The organism is Lysinibacillus sp. 38-6 (genome assembly GCF_046245175.1).
GTDB lineage: Bacteria > Bacillota > Bacilli > Bacillales_A > Planococcaceae > Lysinibacillus.
The window spans coordinates 3,010,453-3,026,772 of sequence record NZ_CP176417.1 but is presented as its reverse complement, the minus strand read 5'-3'; the positions used below and the strand labels follow the sequence as shown (position 1 = coordinate 3,026,772).

The window sequence follows — 16,320 nt, the reverse complement described above, 5'->3', positions numbered from 1 at the left end:
TTCACACGCCTAAATACTGCAATTTAACCGTGTCTGTAGAGTCTAGACTGCTACGTGACAATGGCTATTTGTATTCTTTTTAAACGTGCCTGTGAAACCTTGAAACTGCCGAATTGCAGTTCCAAGGTTTTTTTATACTTGTTACGCAAACAAAGCGTAATCGATAGACACATTAGGAGGAATACCAATTGAATTTAACAACATTAGGATTTTCAACATATTTTGAAGAGCAGTTCACTGCTTTTAAAGAAGAGTCAAAGTTAGCGAGCTGTGTACCTGCACGCGTTACATTGGAGCATAAACATTCATATCGCGTGTTAGCTGAAGATGGAGAATGGCTAGCGACAATCGCTGGACATTATGCTTATACTTCGCTTGCCAGAGAGGACTATCCAGCAGTCGGAGATTGGGTACTTGTTGAGAAGATGGCAGGAGAGGAAAAGGCGATTATTCATAAATTGTTTAAGCGCAAGTCTGTTTTTTCTCGCAAAGTTGCAGGTCTGGAAATAAAAGAACAAATTGTCGCATCGAATGTTGATATTGTGTTACTTGTCATGAGTTTAAATGCGGATTTCAATATTCGCCGTTTAGAGCGCTATTTAGTAGCTGCTTGGGATTCGGGAGCAAAGCCAATCATTGTGCTGACGAAGGCTGATTTATGTGATGACATACCGAGCATGTTACGTGAGGTGGAGCAAGTCGCATTTGGTGTGGATATTTTTGTAACGAGTGCGCGTTCTGGTGAAGGCGTAGCAGCTATTCAGTCGCTCTTTACAGAAGGGGTGACAGGTGCACTGCTCGGATCATCAGGTGCAGGGAAATCTACATTAATGAATGCCTTGAGTGGCGAAGAAGTGATGAAAGTGTCAGGTATTCGTGAAGATGATGCTAAAGGGCGCCATACGACAACACATCGAGAATTAATTGTCTTACCAAGCGGTGGCTGTTTAATTGATACACCTGGCATGCGTGAGCTGCAATTATGGGACCAAAGCGAAAGTCTATCGTCAAGTTTTCGTGATATTGAGGAATTTGCGTCCGCATGTCGTTACAGAGATTGCACACACCAGAAGGAACCGCACTGTGCTGTTCAACAAGCCATCATTGACGGAGACCTTGAACAATCACGCTTGCTTAGCTATTTTAAACTGCAAAAGGAACTTGCGTTTATTGAGCGTAAAACAAATGTGCAGGCAAAACTAACTGAGCAACGCAAATGGAAGCAAATTGCGAAAGGATTAAAGAAAGGCAAGAAATAGTACTGGAATATAAAAAGCAACTTCGCAGTCTTTTGCGAGGTTGCTAGCAGTTGAAGGAGATGCACAGTGACAACTATTAATCATATTTTATTTTCTGTTTCTAACTTAGAGCAATCCATTGCATTTTACCAAAATGTTTTGGGTGCGAAGCTATTAGTGAAAGGGAGAAGCACGGCTTATTTTGATTTAAATGGGATGTGGCTAGCGCTCAATGAGGAAGCGGATATTCCACGTAAAGAAATACATCAGTCCTATACACATATTGCATTTTCGATTGAAGCGGAGGATTTCGATCAAATTTATGACAAGCTTGTCCATTATCAGGTCAATATTTTAGAAGGTAGACAAAGAGCTGAGCAAGATAAACAGTCGATTTATTTTACCGACCCGGATGGTCATAAACTTGAATTTCATACAGGTACGTTGCAGGATCGTCTAGCGTATTATAAAAAGGAAAAAACACATATGGAGTTTTTTGATTAACAAGGGCATGAGATTTACATGATATTTCTGTGAATTCTTCACTATTCTACCAATGTCCCAATGTTTACATTGCATTTCATAAGGGAAAAGAGTAAAATAGTGCCAAACTATAACATAGCGTTGAAAAGGAAAAGTAAACTGGACAAGCATTTGATAGAGAGCCTCTGTTGGTGGAAATGAGGCAAATGACCCCTTTTGAAAATGACCTTTGAGCTTCGTACCGAAAGCATTTTTGCGAGTAGATTACGACGAGATGGGCACTCGTTACAACAGCGGCAGTATCTCTTAAATGAATGCAAGACGTACTGATTGAGGCAAATAGTGTGAGCTATTTGTAAATATAGGTGGTAACACGGGTATACTCGTCCTAATCAGTCATGATTAGGGCGTTTTTTTTTTATCTTCAAAAAGCGCATAGATGCTAAGCGAAGATAATGCCATTGCTAGCTGGCAACGTTATTTTTTTGTCAGTATGCAAAAGGAAATTTTACTCGATTGAGGGGAGCAACTTAGGATGACAATTGTAATTGGAGGAGCATGGCCATATGCGAATGGCTCATTGCATTTAGGGCATATTGCCGCATTACTACCAGGTGATATTTTGGCTAGATATTACCGACAAAAAGGTGACAAAGTATTGTATGTATCAGGCAGTGATTGCAACGGTACGCCGATTTCGATTCGCGCTGCACAGGAAAACACGACGACCAACGCGATTGCTGATCGCTATCATCAAGAATTTACACAATGTTTTCATGACTTAGGATTTACGTACGATTTGTATACGAGAACGGATGCTCAGCATCATCATGACTCGGTGCAGTCTCTTTTTTTACAGCTGCTAGCGAACAATTATTTATACAAAAAGAAAATTGAACAGGCTTACTGTGAAACGGACAAACAATTTTTGCCTGACCGTTTTGTAGAAGGGATTTGTCCGAATTGTGGAGCGAAGGCACGTGGTGATCAGTGCGATAATTGTTCACAAATTTTAGATCCACTCGAATTAATCGACAAGCGCTGTAAAATATGTGGCAATGAGCCTGTGATTCGAGAAACGGAGCATTTTTATTTTACGTTTAGCCAATTCCAAGGAAGGCTTGAAACGTATTTAGCAGAGGCCAAGGCGGACAAACGCTGGCGAGACAATGCCTTAGGCTTAACCGAACGTTATTTAGCAGAAGGTGTACCAGACCGTGCTGTTACTCGTGATTTACCAAATGGGGTTGACGTACCAGTTCCGGGCTTTGAAGGAAAGAAAATATATGTGTGGATTGAAGCTGTAGCAGGTTATTTAACAGCAAGCATTGAATGGGCAAAACAACACAATATCGCGATTGAAGATTTATGGAACGAAGAAACAGTGTCCTATTATGTGCATGGCAAAGATAATATTCCTTTCCATACAGTTATTTGGCCAGCAATATTGATGGGTATAGGGGCGAGAGCGTTGCCTACACATATTGTTTCCAATGAATATTTAACATTGGAAAAACGAAAATTATCAACGAGCCAAAATTGGGCGGTGTGGGTGCCATATATTTTAAGTCGCTATGACGCAGATTCGATTCGTTATTTTTTAACAATAAATGCACCGGAAAATCGCGATACTGATTTTTCGTGGCGAGAATTTATTTATAGTCATAATGGAGAGTTGCTAGGCGCTTACGGCAATTTTGTCAATCGGACGTTGAAGTTTTTAGAGAAGTCGTTTGACAGTCATGTGCCACAGGTGGATGTCGATGGGACGGTAAGGAAGCAAACAATTGCGTTGTTTAGCGATGTTGGTGTGGCGATAGAAAGCGGACATTTTAAACAAGCGCTAGAGGAGATTTTTGCATACATTCGCGCAGCCAACCGCTATTTTGACGAACAGCAACCGTGGTTACAAGTAAAGGACAATATAGAAGCTTGTCAACAAACGCTCGCGACATGTGTTTATATCATTGCGAATTTAGGGCAAGTGCTACATCCGTTTTTACCGTTTTCTACAGAAAAAATTCGAGGCATGTTAGGCATAACAGACTTGATGTGGCATGAGCAGGTGGAGCTACCGAAAACCATTGGTGAAGTGACACCGTTATTTGAACGGCTTGATGTAGAGCTTATTGAAGAAGAATATCAGAAGTTAGTTAACGATAGTCAATAATTGTTTGAGTGCCAAATTGTTTGAGTGCCTGGCACTACGATTAACAAATTTACTGCGCTTTCTGTGATCACACTGTAAGCCGCAACAACCGCTAATACGCGGTTTGTTGCGGCTTACGTATTGTGATTAGCACAGAAACTTATTTGTTTTGAAAATTCAGATTTGTTTGAGTGCCTGGCACTTTAATTTAGGCACTTTAGTTCATCACTGGGGTTAAGTTTGCAACGACGATGCTGTTGATGGCATTGATGTACGCCATTGCACTGGCTTTTAAAATATCTGTATCTGCTGCTTTTGCAATATACTTTTCGCCTTCGTGCTCAATCGTAATTTTTACTTTACCAAGCGCTTCTTTACCACGAGAGACGCTGTTAATATTATATTCCACAAGTTTTACATCTATTTTCACAATATCTGCAATGGCAGAATATAAGGCGTCAATTGGACCAGAGCCGACTGCACTTGCTTTTAATACCTCGCCGCCTTTGCGAATTTTTACACTAGCGGAAGGGAAGCTTGTATTGCTGACGACTTGTAAATCTTCAATGTCAAAAAATTGCTCGCTATAATGAGTAGCATTCGCATGATTGGCGTCATGCTTTTCATAATAACTTTCCACAATAACATATAGATCATGGTCATACACTTCTTTTTTTGCATCAGCTAATTTTAGGAAACCATCGAAAATCCCTTCGAATTCCTCAGTAGAAAGATTAGAGAAGCCTAACTTTTCAAGCGCATTTTTTACAGCATGGCGCCCTGAACGAGCTGTTAAGACAAGTTCCATATCATCTAGACCAACATCTTCTGGATGAACGATTTCATATGCATCACGAGATTTAAGTAGACCATCTTGATGGATACCTGAAGAGTGTGCAAAGGCATTGTCTCCAGTAATGGCTTTGTTCACCTGTACATCTAAGCCCATAAAGCTAGAAACAAGGCGTGATGTGTTCATGATTTCTCTGGTGTTAATACGTGTATCCGCATTGTAAATAGCACTGCGAGTTTTCAATGCCATGACAACTTCTTCTAGTGCAGCATTACCAGCACGTTCCCCGATACCATTGATGGTACATTCAACTTTGTCTGCTCCGTTTTTGATAGCGGCAAGTGTGTTAGCCGTCGCCATCCCTAGGTCATTGTGACAGTGTACACTTAGTAAAACACTGTCATTTAGATTTTTCATGCGGTCATTCAGCTTATAAATCATAGCGCCAAATTCTTCTGGTTCAGCAAAACCGACTGTGTCAGGCACGTTAATCATCGTTGCACCAGCCTTCATCACTGCCTCAATTGTTTTCCATAGATATTCAAAATCTGAACGAGAAGCATCTTCAGTTGAATATTGTACTTGTGGTAAAAGTGTTTTTGCATATTTCACAGCATCTATGCCAATTTGTAGTATTTGATCTTTCGATTTACTAAATTTCTTTTCAACATGGATATCAGAAGTGCCAAGTACCATATGAATCATTGGATTTTCAGCATATTTTACAGCGTTATATACAGAATCAATATCCGCCTGTACAGCTCGTGCTAAAGCTGTAATCATAATGTCATTTGTATTACCAACCTTTTGTGCGACAGCTTTTACCGCATCAAAGTCACCTTGTGATGAAGCAGGGAAACCAGCTTCGATAATATCGACGCCTAATTTTTTGAGTTGCTGTGCAATCTCTACTTTTTCGTATAAGTTCAGTTTTGCTCCTGGCACTTGCTCTCCATCACGTAAAGTTGTATCAAACACCCAAATTTTTCTTCCCATTTTCAAACACTCCTTTTGTTGTATTAAATAAAAATAAAAAAACCCGCCTCTATATAAAAATATAGAGACGAGTTATTTGCTCGCGGTACCACTCTAATTGACCTTTCCTTTACAGAAAAAGCCCCCTTATCGACAGCTATCACTGTCTATCCAAATAACGGTGGAAACCGACATCCCTTACTTTTAAACCGACATGCAGCTCACTAAACGTAGTGTACAGAATCGATGAGGTTCAGGGTGTAGCTCATGGATGAGTTCAAAATGTGTGCCTACCGGTTTCCACCAACCACCGGCTCTCTAAAAGTACACGGGCATTTCTACTACTTCCAATCTTGGCTTACAATATGTTGTTGAAAGCTATAATACGTTGATATTGTCAGTATGTCAACAATATTCTAAAAATTATTTCTTTTCAGTTTTAAAGAAAGCTGTTTTATTTGTGGTGAGTAAGGGGATTTTTTATGTCGTTTATTTCACAAATAATTGGATTTTTTTATGAGATAATAAGAAGCGATTTTATACATAGAAAGTAGGTAGAGCGGTGCAATTTGTCTTTGATTTAGATGGTACGATTTGTTTTAAAGGACAGCCTTTAAGTGCGGGTATAACCGCTGTGTTAGAGGATTGTCTACAACATGGGCATAACGTCATTTTTGCTTCCGCACGTCCCATTCGAGATTTATTACCAGTATTGCCGGAGTCACTGCGGCAATTGCCGATGGTGGGAGGTAACGGAGCGTTTATAGCGGTAAATGGTGAAATACGAGAGAATGCAGCATTTGATGGAACGACCGTGGAGGCAATTAAGGAAATTATTGCAGCATATCAATTACCCTATTTAGTGGACGGTGACTGGGATTATGCCTACACAGGCAGTGAGGCACATCCAATTTATCAAAATTTAGATCCACTAAAGCTTGCTAAAAAAGTGGTTTTACAAGACTTGCAAGCTATCGTCAAAATTGTATTATTCCCAGGTGCACATCATCAAGAAATTATGACACAGCTACAGAAGCTTAATATTTCATTGTATGAACATACTTCTGAAAATATCGTGGATATAAGTCCTAGTGGTATTGATAAATGGACAGGTTTGCAGAAATTAGGTGTAGTGAAAAATCAATTTATCGCCTTTGGTAATGACGCAAATGATGCCCCGATGTTTAAACAAGCACTCAAAAGTGTTTGTGTTGGGGGCCATGAAGTAAGCAAGCTTGCTACTTTACAAGTGCCAAGTGAAGAAGCAGAAGTAATCAAAATAATAAAGCACCTACTAGAGTGCCAGGCACCCAAACAATTTTGAATTTTATGAATAATAACCAATTAAACCCCACTACGCTTCCTGCTTGCAATTGCATGGAAAGCGTAGTGGGGTTTTTACTTGATAAAAGGTATATGCGGTGCCAGGCACTCAAACAATTCAAGGCACTCAAACAATTCCGTACACTCAAACAATTTCTTTACTACTGTACTTTAAAGCGAGAAACTTGTGATTGCAATTCTTCCGCCATTTTCGATAAAGTAGCGGCTGAAGCTGCAACTTCTTCAATTGTCGCCAGCTGCTCTTCAGAAGAGGAGGCTACATTTTGAATGTTAGAAGAGGACGTTTGGGCAATTGTTGCAATGTCATCAAAGGATGCGTAAATCTGTTCGGCACTTGAGGACATTTCTTCTGACACAGTAGTTGCTTCCTGGATTTGCTTGGATACTTGCTCGATAAGGTCGACGATTTTAGAAAAGCCTTCCTCTGCTACTTTTACAACCGTCATCCCAACCTGAACCTCTTGAGTTCCTGTATCCATCACTGTCACTGCACGGTTTGTCTCATGTTGGATTTCTGAGATTAACCCCGCAATTTGTTCAGCTGATTTCTTCGATTGCTCCGCTAATTTTTTTACTTCGTCGGCAACAACAGCAAAGCCACGGCCGTGATCACCTGCTCGAGCGGCCTCGATAGCAGCGTTTAGTGCTAATAAATTGGTCTGTTCTGCGATATCCGTAATAATGCTAATAATGTTTCCAATCTCTACAGAATGGTTACCTAAATTTTTAACAACAGTAGCAGACTCTAATACAGCCGTATGAATTGCATCCATCTGTGAAATAACGCGCTGCAATGAATCATTGCCCTTATTTGCCTCTGTATTTGTTTCAATCGCAAGTTCTGAAACAGCGGCAGTAGTTGAGGCTAATTGTTGTATGCCATTGGTCATGCTTTTCATCGCTTGTGAGCTTTCTGTAGCATTTTTTCCTTGTGCTTCAGAGCCACTTGCTACTTCCTGCATAGCGGATGTAATTTGTTCAGTTGCTTGAATCGTTTGATCGGCACTAGCAGTTAATTCAGCCGCAGAAGCACTTACTTGCATTGTATTTTGACTAACATTTGTAATTAAATTTTTTAAATTTTGCGCCATATGATTAAAGGCAAGGGCTAAATCGCCAACTTCATCGCGATTTCGAATGCGAATTTGCTCCGCTGTTAAATCACCTTCCGCAATTTTTTGCGCTGCTTTTGCCATTCCTTTAATAGGGCGAGAAATAATCGTTCCCATAATCATGGCAATTATCAGACTAATAATGACAGCGAATACCCCGAGCGAAATCATATTTAATTTAATGGCATCAATATCTTTTGAGGTAGCTACGATTTTTGCTTCGACAGCTTCACTTTGATAGTTGGCAAGGTTTTCGACACGTTCATCGAATTGTTTAAGAATAAGGCGTCCTTGTGTGCTGTCCAATTTTTCATATTGCTCTGTCTCACCAGCATCCTTTAAAGAAAACATACGGTCTGCAAATTGCTGAACATTTTGTTCGCTTTTATTGACAGCCTCTAGTAACTCAATTGATTTTTCGGAATCTAATGTTGCCATTAAACTTTCTGATTTTGTTTTAAATTCTTCCCGTGCGGATTTATTCCCTTCACGATTTTGCTTATCTCCAAGTAAGAGATATCCACGCATACTAACAATTTCCTGTTTTGCAATGACTCTAAGCTCTTGAATACTAATAGATTTCTTTGTCTGCTCTTCTAGTAACTCTTGATAAGTGCCATTTACTGAATTCAGTTGTTTAAAGTTTAAAGCAATAGTGCCAATTAAAACTAAAATAACAATAAAAAAACCGAGAATTAATTTTTTATAAATCGTAAATCGCATGTATTGTAAGTCCCTTCCTAGTAATTTAGTAGAAATGTTACAAAAAAGTGAAATATGTATATATACTTATTTATAGCAGATTATCTCTATTTTAAAAAGCATTATGAGTTTATTCATAGTGAAAATTATGAAATTTGCGGGGATTTAGTTATAGATTGGGCATATGGAGGTAGATTTTTATGTCCGAGGAAAGCAACAAATGACTGTATAAATGAAACTAAATTACTGTTGGAACGTAAATACAGTTAATGATAAAAAAGGATGTGGAGCAATGTATAGACCAATATTGAAATTACCAAAAACGAAGTATGAAAAGGTTTTGGACTGTATCGGCGGGGGATTATTTATTGTCTCCATTATCTTAGTTATTTTGAATTGGGGAGAATTACCTGATAAAATTCCAGCACATTTTAATGGTGCAGGTGAGGTCGATCGCTGGGGGTCGCGTATAGAAATATTCATTTTACCTGGTATCGGGCTATTAATGTGGATATTTTTAGGGCTTCTTGAGAAAGCTCCACATATGCATAACTATCCAGACCGTTTAAATGAGCGTAATGTCGAGGCATTTTATTTAAATAGCCGTAAATTATGTAATGAATTAAAAAACTTTTGTTTAATGTTATTTGCCATTCTATCTAGTGAAATGCTTTTTGTTGCATTAGGAAAAATAGAAGACATAGGTTGGTGGTTTCTGCCATTTGTCTTAATCGGCGCAGGGATTCCAATTGTTAAAGGGTTAATCGCTTCATCGAGAATTGAGTGAACCTCTTCAAAAAAATATCGAAATCAGCAGGACAATAAAAAGATATGTAGAATAGAAGTAAATATCACAAATATTGGAGGTTTCGTTTTGTTACTATTCTTTTGATTTCTATCATCTATCTCATAATTAAACTAAATTAGGAGTTGTTAGATGATGATTTATACGAATTCACTTGAAGGTATTTCTGCGAACATGTTACAAGGTTTTTTTGTTGACTGGCCAAGTCCACCAAATCCACAAACGCATCTACGTTTGTTAAAGAATAGCAGTAAAATTATTTTGGCACTTGATGAGCAGACAAATGAAGTAATTGGATTTATTACGGCAATTAGTGATGGTGTATTGTCTGCCTATATTCCGTTATTAGAGGTGTTACCGCCATACAAAAATAAAGGTATAGGCAAAGAGTTAGTAAGTCGGATGCTGCAAGAGCTTGATGATATTTACATGATTGATCTATGCTGTGATGATGACCTCGTACCTTACTATGAACACTTCGGAATGACGAAAACGAACGGTATGGTTTACAGAAATTATAAAATGCAATCTGGCAAGTAATCTTATTAAAAACGCTTGAGAAGTTATTCAAGCGTTTTTTTGTATATATTTTATCCATTGTGCGTTACATTTAGGGTAAATGAAAGTAGAAAGGTGTTCACATTGTGAGAAAGAAATTCAAATTACAGGATGGATTATCCATTTCCATTCACAACGTCCCAGACAATATGCCGTTAGAGGGCGTTTCACAAGCAGGAGACGCACCATATGATCGTATGATAAGCTTTGTGTTTTCAATTGATGAAATGAGAACGTATTTAAAAAGTACGCTCCAAACGAACGCACTGGCAGAACAGGGCTATTTATTTTTTGTTTATCCGAAAAAGAATAATAAAAAATACAAACAATTTATTCATCGAGACGAAATTTTCCCAGCGATTCAAGTGGATGAGGAGAAATATATTGCGAATAGTGATTATAAGTTTGCAAGCCTTCAGTCATTGGATGATACATTTTCTATTATATGCATTAAACACGATGCAAAGGGCAGAGGAAAGAAAAAGACGGCAACTAGTCAATGTGTCAGTGACTATGAACATATGGTTCCGTTATTACGAGAGCAACTGAAAGAAAATCCAAATGATATTGCTTTTTATGATGCCTTAACGCCAGGCTATCAAAAGGATTGGGCCCGCTATATTTACAGTGCCAAGAAGCAAGAAACACAGCAAGCCCGTTTAGCAGAGATGCGCGAATTGACAAGGGCTGGCTTTAAGACGAAGGAGCATTACCGAAAAGCGAAGGCAGAGGGGCAAGTATAGCAAAATTTGTGAACTGGAAATATGGCTTTTAAAACTTTTGTCGATTGTTGTAGCAAAAGCACTCGTGCTATTGCCAATAAAGCAGCTTCATACTACTATTAAGGAATATTTTTAAATCAATCAATGGCATATTACGAAGGAATGGGGGAAAGCAATGAAAGCGTATATTGAACAGGTAGATGAGAAATGGCGTGATAGTTTTGCTAAGCTTGCGGATGTGATAGAAACGAATATTCCTGCTGGCTTTGAACAAACAATGAATTACAACATGATCAGCTATGTCGTGCCGTTATCAACCTATCCAAAAGGCTATCATGTAACAGCTAATACACCACTACCATTTATTAGCTTGGCGGCACAAAAGCGACATATCGCTGTATATCATATGGGCATTTATGCTGACACCGCTTTATTGTCATGGTTTCAAGAGGAGTATGCAAAGCGAGTACCGACAAAGTTAAATATGGGGAAAAGTTGTATTCGTTTTTCTAGTGCGAAAAATATTCCTTATGATTTAATGGGTGAGCTTGTTTCAAAAATGACTCCTGGGGAATGGATTACTAGATATGAAGGAGCGTTAAACAAATGAAAAGTGCTACTACATTTTTAATGTTTCAAGGACAAGCGCATGATGCCATACAGCAATACAAGCAATGGTTTCCACAATTATTAATTGAAAGCTTAACGTATATGGAAAACAGTCAGCAAGTTGCGATGGCAGAAATCGATTTAAAAGGTTTGAAGCTGAAAATCAATGATAGTCCAATTAAGCATGACTTTTCATTTACGCCAGCGATATCTATCTTTTTAGAATGCGATACGATGGCTGAAATCGAAAGTCTAGTAACGCAAATATTGGATGGTGGACAGGCGTTAATGCCGTTGAATAATTACGGTTTCTCTAAGCAGTTTGCTTGGATTCAGGATCGTTTCGGAGTATCGTGGCAACTTACGTATAATTAATTTTGAGGTGGAGTATAGATGAATCAATGGATGGAACGAGCAGTAGAGCTAGCTCTTCAAAATATAGAGCAAGGTGGTCAGCCATTTGGTGCTGTCTTAGTAAAGGATAATGAAATTATTGGTGAAGGGGTCAATGAACTGCATCTGCGTCCAGATAGTACAGGTCATGCCGAGCTACTTGCGTTAAGACGTGCGCAAGAAAAACTAGGATCTATCGATTTGCGCGGTACAGTCATGTATGCAAGTGGTGCACCTTGTCCGATGTGCTTTGGTGCGATGGCCATGGCGGGGGTAGATAAAGCTTATTTTGCTAATTCGCTAGCTGATGCCATTGCAGTAGGTTTAGGTCGCTCAAGCGAGGTCTATGCAGATTTGCAGAAAATTGACGAAGAACGTGCGTTTCGAATGATTCATATGCCAGTAGAGGATGAAGATAAAAGTCCAATGCATGTTTGGTATAGTAAATCGTAATTACGTAAAAAGGGGAAAAGTGTATGGCAGTAACTTTAGTGAAGCATGACTTAAAATACGCTGAAGCAATGCACGCATTGTCTTCAATGCCTGAGGTTCGGGATGCGCTTGGGTTACCTGCTGGGAAAGTAGAAGATACCATTAACTTTATAAAACGTGAATGTGTTGATGAGGAAGCGGGAAAAACTGTTCCTCGTGTTGTGCTAAATGAGGAAGGTCGACTTATTGGTGTAACAGCATTGATGTATATAGATCATGAAAATAAAAATTGTCATATTGGGTCTTGGCTTGGCTACGAGTTTTGGGGACAAGGCTACAATGAGGAAGCGAAAAGAGCCATTTTAGAAATCGCTTTTTTTGATTTAGGGCTTGAACGAGTTTTTGCCGGAGCTCGAAAAATTAATATTCGCTCACAAAAAGCGCAAGAAAAGTTGCCTTTTATCCGTTTAGGTGTAGAGAAGGATTTTCCGCAAGAGCATTCTTGGTTAGAAATGAAAGAGAAGCAACCGTGTGTATTAAATGTTTTTGAACGCGAGGATTTTGTTCGATATCATACAGCTATAGAAAAAGTAGAAGGTGCTCGTGAAAGCTATTTGCCCTATCTTTTACTAGGGGATGAAAGTGAAGTTGCCGTTCGCCAATATATGAATGACGGTGATTTATATGCGATAAAATGTGGCGAAACTTTAGCCGGTGTCGCATTGCTTATCGCACAGTCTGAAGAGATAATTGAACTGAAAAATATAGCCGTTGTGCAAGCTTACCAAGGTAAAGGTATCGGTAAGGAAGCGTTGAACAAAATGTTCGTTATCTGTAAATCACAAGGTTTTAACAATCTTTTAGTAGGAACAGCCAATTCAAGTATCGATAACATTGCTTTTTATCAAAAATCAGGTTTTCGTATGGAAGCAATAGAAAAAGATTTTTTCAGTAACTATCCGCAACCGATTTATGAAAATGGTATACGTGCATTGGATATGATTGTATTTTCAAAAGCATTATAAAAAAATACCCGTTCAACAATTGTTGAGCGGGTATTTTTATTTGCCGAATAATAAAGCCATTAATTTCTCCTTTGAATGTAAAAAGTCATCAAGGGAATAGCGGTCAAGTACAGCCATATATGCTTGCAAGGCTTCATATAGTACACCTTTCAACTGGCATTCAGGCGCAATTTTACATAAGTTATTTTCTTTGTCGAAGCATTCAACAAGGTGAAAATCTTCTTCTGTATGGCGCACGATTTCGCCAATCGTAATGGATTTTGGATCAATTGCTAAACGGATACCGCCACCCCTGCCTCGGATAGTTTCGATGTAACCAAGTAGCCCTAATTGGTGTGTCACCTTCATTAAATGGTTTTTTGATATATTATAGGCATCTGAAATTTCTTGAATGGTTGAGAGTTGCCCCTCTTCTTTCGCTCCTAGATAAATGAGTGTCCGAAGGGAGTAATCCGTGTATAAAGTTAAACGCATTGGAACACCCTACTTTCTATAGATCACTACTATAATTATAGCATTTCTCCAACAAATTATTGTAATTCAGTACTTTTTTTAAAAGATGTATTTAAAATACATCAAATATGTCTATTTTGTTAAAGATGTATTTAAAATATTGCTTTAAAAAAATGAAAGCGTTATAGTGGAATCACGAAAGGATGGTATGCGATATGTTAAAACAAGAAACAGTACAAATTATTAAAGCAACAGTACCCGTATTAGAAGTTCATGGGGTAGAAATTACGAAGACGTTCTATAAAAATTTGTTTGAAGCTCATCCAGAATTATTGAATATTTTTAACCACACAAACCAAGAAAAAGGTCGACAACAAACTGCGCTAGCGAATACAGTGTATGCAGCGGCCGTTCATATTGAAAATTTAGAAGCCATTTTACCGGCAGTGATGTTAATTTCCCATAAACACCGTAGTTTAGGAATCTTACCAGAGCATTACCCAATCGTCGGTGAGTTTTTATTAAAGGCAATTAAAGAAGTTTTAGGTGATGCAGCGACAGATGATATTATTAATGCTTGGGCTGAGGCATATGGTGTAATTGCAGATGTATTCATTCAAGTAGAAGAAGAGCTCTATCAAAAAGCTGAAAATAATGGTGGATGGCGCATGTTTAAACCATTAAAAGTGGCGAAAAAAGAAGTTGAGAGTGAACTTGTTACTTCTATTTATTTTGTCAATGAAGATGGCTCACCACTACCAGCGTACGAGCCTGGTCAATATATTAGTATCCGTGTGAAAGTACCTGGTGAAGAATATTTATTGAACCGCCAATATACGGTTTCACAAGCAAGTGCAGAGGACGGTTACCGTATTTCAGTAAAACGTGAAAGTGAGCATACGCCGAATGGAAAGGTATCTACTTTCCTTCATGATGTGTTACAAGTAGGCGATTTAGTAGATGTAAGTGTACCAGCAGGACTATTTGTTCTGCATGAGTCAACAGCTCCAATCACATTTGTCAGCGGCGGTATTGGCGTAACACCATTAAACAGTATGCTACAATCTTTAAAAGATAATGCAGAAAATGAAGTTCATTTCATTCAATGTGCTCGTAATGAGAAAGTAGTAGCGTTCAGTGATGACATTCAAGCGAAAGTAAATGTTCTGCCGAATGCATCGTATACGGCGCTTTATTCTGATGATAATCAGTTGCTGACAAAAGAAATCTTGGCTGAACAAGTTACTGGCGATACGGATGTTTATATTTGTGGACCAATCGGCTTTATGGAAGCAGTTATTAAACATCTCCATGATCTTGGTGTGAAAGATGACAAAATTCACTATGAATTCTTTGGTCCGTTTATGCAATTAGCAAACTAAATAGGTGTATGAACTCTGTTATAAGTGGCGCTTTACGCACTTGTAACAGAGTTTTTTTATGGAAAGAGCTAATAAAATCTTTACAGTTGACATTATACCTATAGGGGTATATTATAAAACACGTAAGCGAGGGCATAACTAAATTCGAAAGGAGGCGTGCACAACATGACGTACGATGTTAAAACAGCCAATCGAGTAAAGCGTATGGAAGGCCAATTGCGTGGAATTTTGCGCATGATGGAGCAAGGGCAAAACTGTAAAGATGTGATTACACAGCTATCTGCCGTACGTTCTGCAGTTGATCGGACAATAGGTGTTATCGTCAGTGAAAACTTGTTAGATTGTGTAACGACTGCTGATGGTGATTCAGAAAAAATGAATAGTGCCATCCAGGAAGCAATGGATTTAGTGGTGAAAAGCAGATAGTTTGTTATACCCTTTATAGTATATGGTAGGAGGAGATGTTCTTTGGAAACATGGATTCTGATTGTGTTGGTTGTCGGCTTTTTAGCATGGCGTATGATGCCGACGAAAGGGGTACAATCCATATCGACAGCACAATTAAAACATGTGTTGAATGATAAAGATAAAGTATTTATAGATGTGCGAACACCGGCTGAATATAAAGGTCGCAATATTCCACAGTTTAAAAATATCCCACTTGGCTCTGGATTTAATCAATTACCGAAGGACAAAGAGATCGTTGTCATTTGTCAAAGTGGAATGCGCAGTAGTCAGGCATGTAAGCAATTGAAAAAATTAGGCTATGCGCGTGTAACAAATGTCCGTGGTGGTATGAGTGCTTATTAGGAGGAAACAATGATGAAAGAAATATTAGCAAAAGAAGTGCAAGAAGCTTTAGCACAAGGTCAAACTTTAAAGTTGATCGATGTACGTGAAGTAGAAGAAGTGCAGGAAGGTCATATTCCTGGAGTTATTCATATGCCGCTAGGCTTGCTTGAGTTTCGTATGCATGAGTTAAATAAAAATGAACCGTATATTATCGTTTGCCGATCAGGTGCTCGCAGTGGTCGTGCTACGCAATTTTTAGAAAGCCAAGGCTTCGATGTGACGAATATGGTTGGTGGCATGCTAGCGTGGGAAGGTGAAGTACAGTAAAAAACTGTTGTGAGGGTTAAGCAATG

18 protein-coding genes and 2 other annotated features are annotated in these 16,320 nt (G+C 38.7%); of the genes, 15 read left to right on the top strand and 3 right to left on the bottom strand.

Annotation, left to right across the window (positions count from 1 at the left end):
* The first annotated feature begins 188 nt into the window (after nucleotides 1-188).
* From rsgA to metG, 3 genes are all read left to right on the top strand, one after another.
* A complete protein-coding gene (rsgA, locus tag ACKVEV_RS15450; protein WP_409367233.1) occupies nucleotides 189-1,259 on the top strand; it encodes a ribosome small subunit-dependent GTPase A in 1,071 nt (356 codons plus the stop codon).
* 66 nt (nucleotides 1,260-1,325) lie between these two features.
* Nucleotides 1,326-1,742, top strand: a complete 417-nt coding sequence (gene fosB / locus ACKVEV_RS15445; protein WP_409367232.1) for a metallothiol transferase FosB — start codon at nucleotides 1,326-1,328, stop codon at nucleotides 1,740-1,742.
* A 111-nt stretch (nucleotides 1,743-1,853) separates the two neighbouring features.
* Nucleotides 1,854-2,115, top strand: a binding site (T-box leader).
* A gap of 141 nt (nucleotides 2,116-2,256) precedes the next feature.
* The gene (gene metG, locus ACKVEV_RS15440) at nucleotides 2,257-3,891 is read left to right on the top strand and encodes a methionine--tRNA ligase (protein ID WP_409367231.1); all 1,635 of its coding nucleotides are present in this window, start codon (nucleotides 2,257-2,259) and stop codon (nucleotides 3,889-3,891) included.
* 196 nt (nucleotides 3,892-4,087) lie between these two features.
* On the opposite strand, the gene ACKVEV_RS15435 is transcribed toward metG, so the two are convergent.
* Entirely contained in the window at nucleotides 4,088-5,659 is a 1,572-nt protein-coding gene (locus tag ACKVEV_RS15435; protein ID WP_409367230.1) for a 2-isopropylmalate synthase, read from the bottom strand.
* Nucleotides 5,660-5,719: 60 nt separating this feature from the next.
* Nucleotides 5,720-6,002 (bottom strand) — a binding site (T-box leader).
* 198 nt (nucleotides 6,003-6,200) lie between these two features.
* On the opposite strand from ACKVEV_RS15435, the gene ACKVEV_RS15430 reads away from it, so the two are divergent.
* A complete protein-coding gene (locus tag ACKVEV_RS15430) occupies nucleotides 6,201-6,962 on the top strand; it encodes an HAD-IIB family hydrolase (RefSeq protein WP_409367229.1) in 762 nt (253 codons plus the stop codon).
* Nucleotides 6,963-7,122: 160 nt separating this feature from the next.
* On the opposite strand, the gene ACKVEV_RS15425 is transcribed toward ACKVEV_RS15430, so the two are convergent.
* Nucleotides 7,123-8,817, bottom strand: a complete 1,695-nt coding sequence (locus ACKVEV_RS15425; protein WP_409367228.1) for a methyl-accepting chemotaxis protein — start codon at nucleotides 8,815-8,817, stop codon at nucleotides 7,123-7,125.
* Nucleotides 8,818-9,088: 271 nt separating this feature from the next.
* Between ACKVEV_RS15425 and ACKVEV_RS15420 the strand changes: the two genes are divergently transcribed.
* The 7 genes from ACKVEV_RS15420 to ACKVEV_RS15390 all read left to right on the top strand — a co-directional run bounded on the left by ACKVEV_RS15420 (nucleotide 9,089) and on the right by ACKVEV_RS15390 (nucleotide 13,340).
* Nucleotides 9,089-9,583, top strand: a complete 495-nt coding sequence (locus tag ACKVEV_RS15420; protein WP_409367227.1) for a DUF1648 domain-containing protein — start codon at nucleotides 9,089-9,091, stop codon at nucleotides 9,581-9,583.
* 153 nt (nucleotides 9,584-9,736) lie between these two features.
* Nucleotides 9,737-10,141 carry a GNAT family N-acetyltransferase gene (locus tag ACKVEV_RS15415; RefSeq protein ID WP_409370569.1) on the top strand — a complete coding sequence of 135 codons (405 nt, stop codon included), beginning with the start codon at nucleotides 9,737-9,739 and terminating at the stop codon, nucleotides 10,139-10,141.
* Nucleotides 10,142-10,245: 104 nt separating this feature from the next.
* Nucleotides 10,246-10,902, top strand: coding sequence for a YdeI/OmpD-associated family protein (locus tag ACKVEV_RS15410; protein WP_409367226.1), 657 nt, complete (start codon nucleotides 10,246-10,248; stop codon nucleotides 10,900-10,902).
* 154 nt (nucleotides 10,903-11,056) lie between these two features.
* On the top strand, nucleotides 11,057-11,491 hold the full coding sequence (locus ACKVEV_RS15405) for a DUF1801 domain-containing protein (RefSeq protein WP_409367225.1): 435 nt from the start codon (nucleotides 11,057-11,059) through the stop codon (nucleotides 11,489-11,491).
* Nucleotides 11,488-11,865 carry a VOC family protein gene (locus tag ACKVEV_RS15400; protein WP_409367224.1) on the top strand — a complete coding sequence of 126 codons (378 nt, stop codon included), beginning with the start codon at nucleotides 11,488-11,490 and terminating at the stop codon, nucleotides 11,863-11,865. Before ACKVEV_RS15405 ends, ACKVEV_RS15400 begins: the two co-directional genes overlap by 4 nt.
* An 18-nt stretch (nucleotides 11,866-11,883) precedes the next feature.
* Entirely contained in the window at nucleotides 11,884-12,336 is a 453-nt protein-coding gene (locus ACKVEV_RS15395; protein ID WP_409367223.1) for a nucleoside deaminase, read from the top strand.
* 23 nt (nucleotides 12,337-12,359) lie between these two features.
* The gene (locus ACKVEV_RS15390; protein ID WP_409367222.1) at nucleotides 12,360-13,340 is read left to right on the top strand and encodes a GNAT family N-acetyltransferase; all 981 of its coding nucleotides are present in this window, start codon (nucleotides 12,360-12,362) and stop codon (nucleotides 13,338-13,340) included.
* 36 nt (nucleotides 13,341-13,376) lie between these two features.
* Here the strand turns inward: ACKVEV_RS15390 and ACKVEV_RS15385 are convergent, their stop codons facing one another.
* A complete protein-coding gene (locus ACKVEV_RS15385) occupies nucleotides 13,377-13,814 on the bottom strand; it encodes an Rrf2 family transcriptional regulator (RefSeq protein WP_069508058.1) in 438 nt (145 codons plus the stop codon).
* Between the two features lie 194 nt (nucleotides 13,815-14,008).
* On the opposite strand from ACKVEV_RS15385, the gene hmpA reads away from it, so the two are divergent.
* The 4 genes from hmpA (at nucleotide 14,009) to ACKVEV_RS15365 (ending at nucleotide 16,294) form a co-directional block, all read left to right on the top strand.
* A complete protein-coding gene (gene hmpA, locus ACKVEV_RS15380; protein WP_409367221.1) occupies nucleotides 14,009-15,175 on the top strand; it encodes an NO-inducible flavohemoprotein in 1,167 nt (388 codons plus the stop codon).
* 165 nt (nucleotides 15,176-15,340) lie between these two features.
* Nucleotides 15,341-15,601 carry a metal-sensitive transcriptional regulator gene (locus ACKVEV_RS15375; protein WP_409367220.1) on the top strand — a complete coding sequence of 87 codons (261 nt, stop codon included), beginning with the start codon at nucleotides 15,341-15,343 and terminating at the stop codon, nucleotides 15,599-15,601.
* A 42-nt stretch (nucleotides 15,602-15,643) separates the two neighbouring features.
* Nucleotides 15,644-15,985: a rhodanese-like domain-containing protein gene (locus ACKVEV_RS15370; protein ID WP_409367219.1), complete on the top strand. Its 342-nt coding sequence runs from the start codon at nucleotides 15,644-15,646 to the stop codon at nucleotides 15,983-15,985.
* A 12-nt stretch (nucleotides 15,986-15,997) separates the two neighbouring features.
* Nucleotides 15,998-16,294, top strand: a complete 297-nt coding sequence (locus tag ACKVEV_RS15365) for a rhodanese-like domain-containing protein (RefSeq protein ID WP_409370568.1) — start codon at nucleotides 15,998-16,000, stop codon at nucleotides 16,292-16,294.
* The last annotated feature ends 26 nt before the right edge of the window (nucleotides 16,295-16,320 follow it).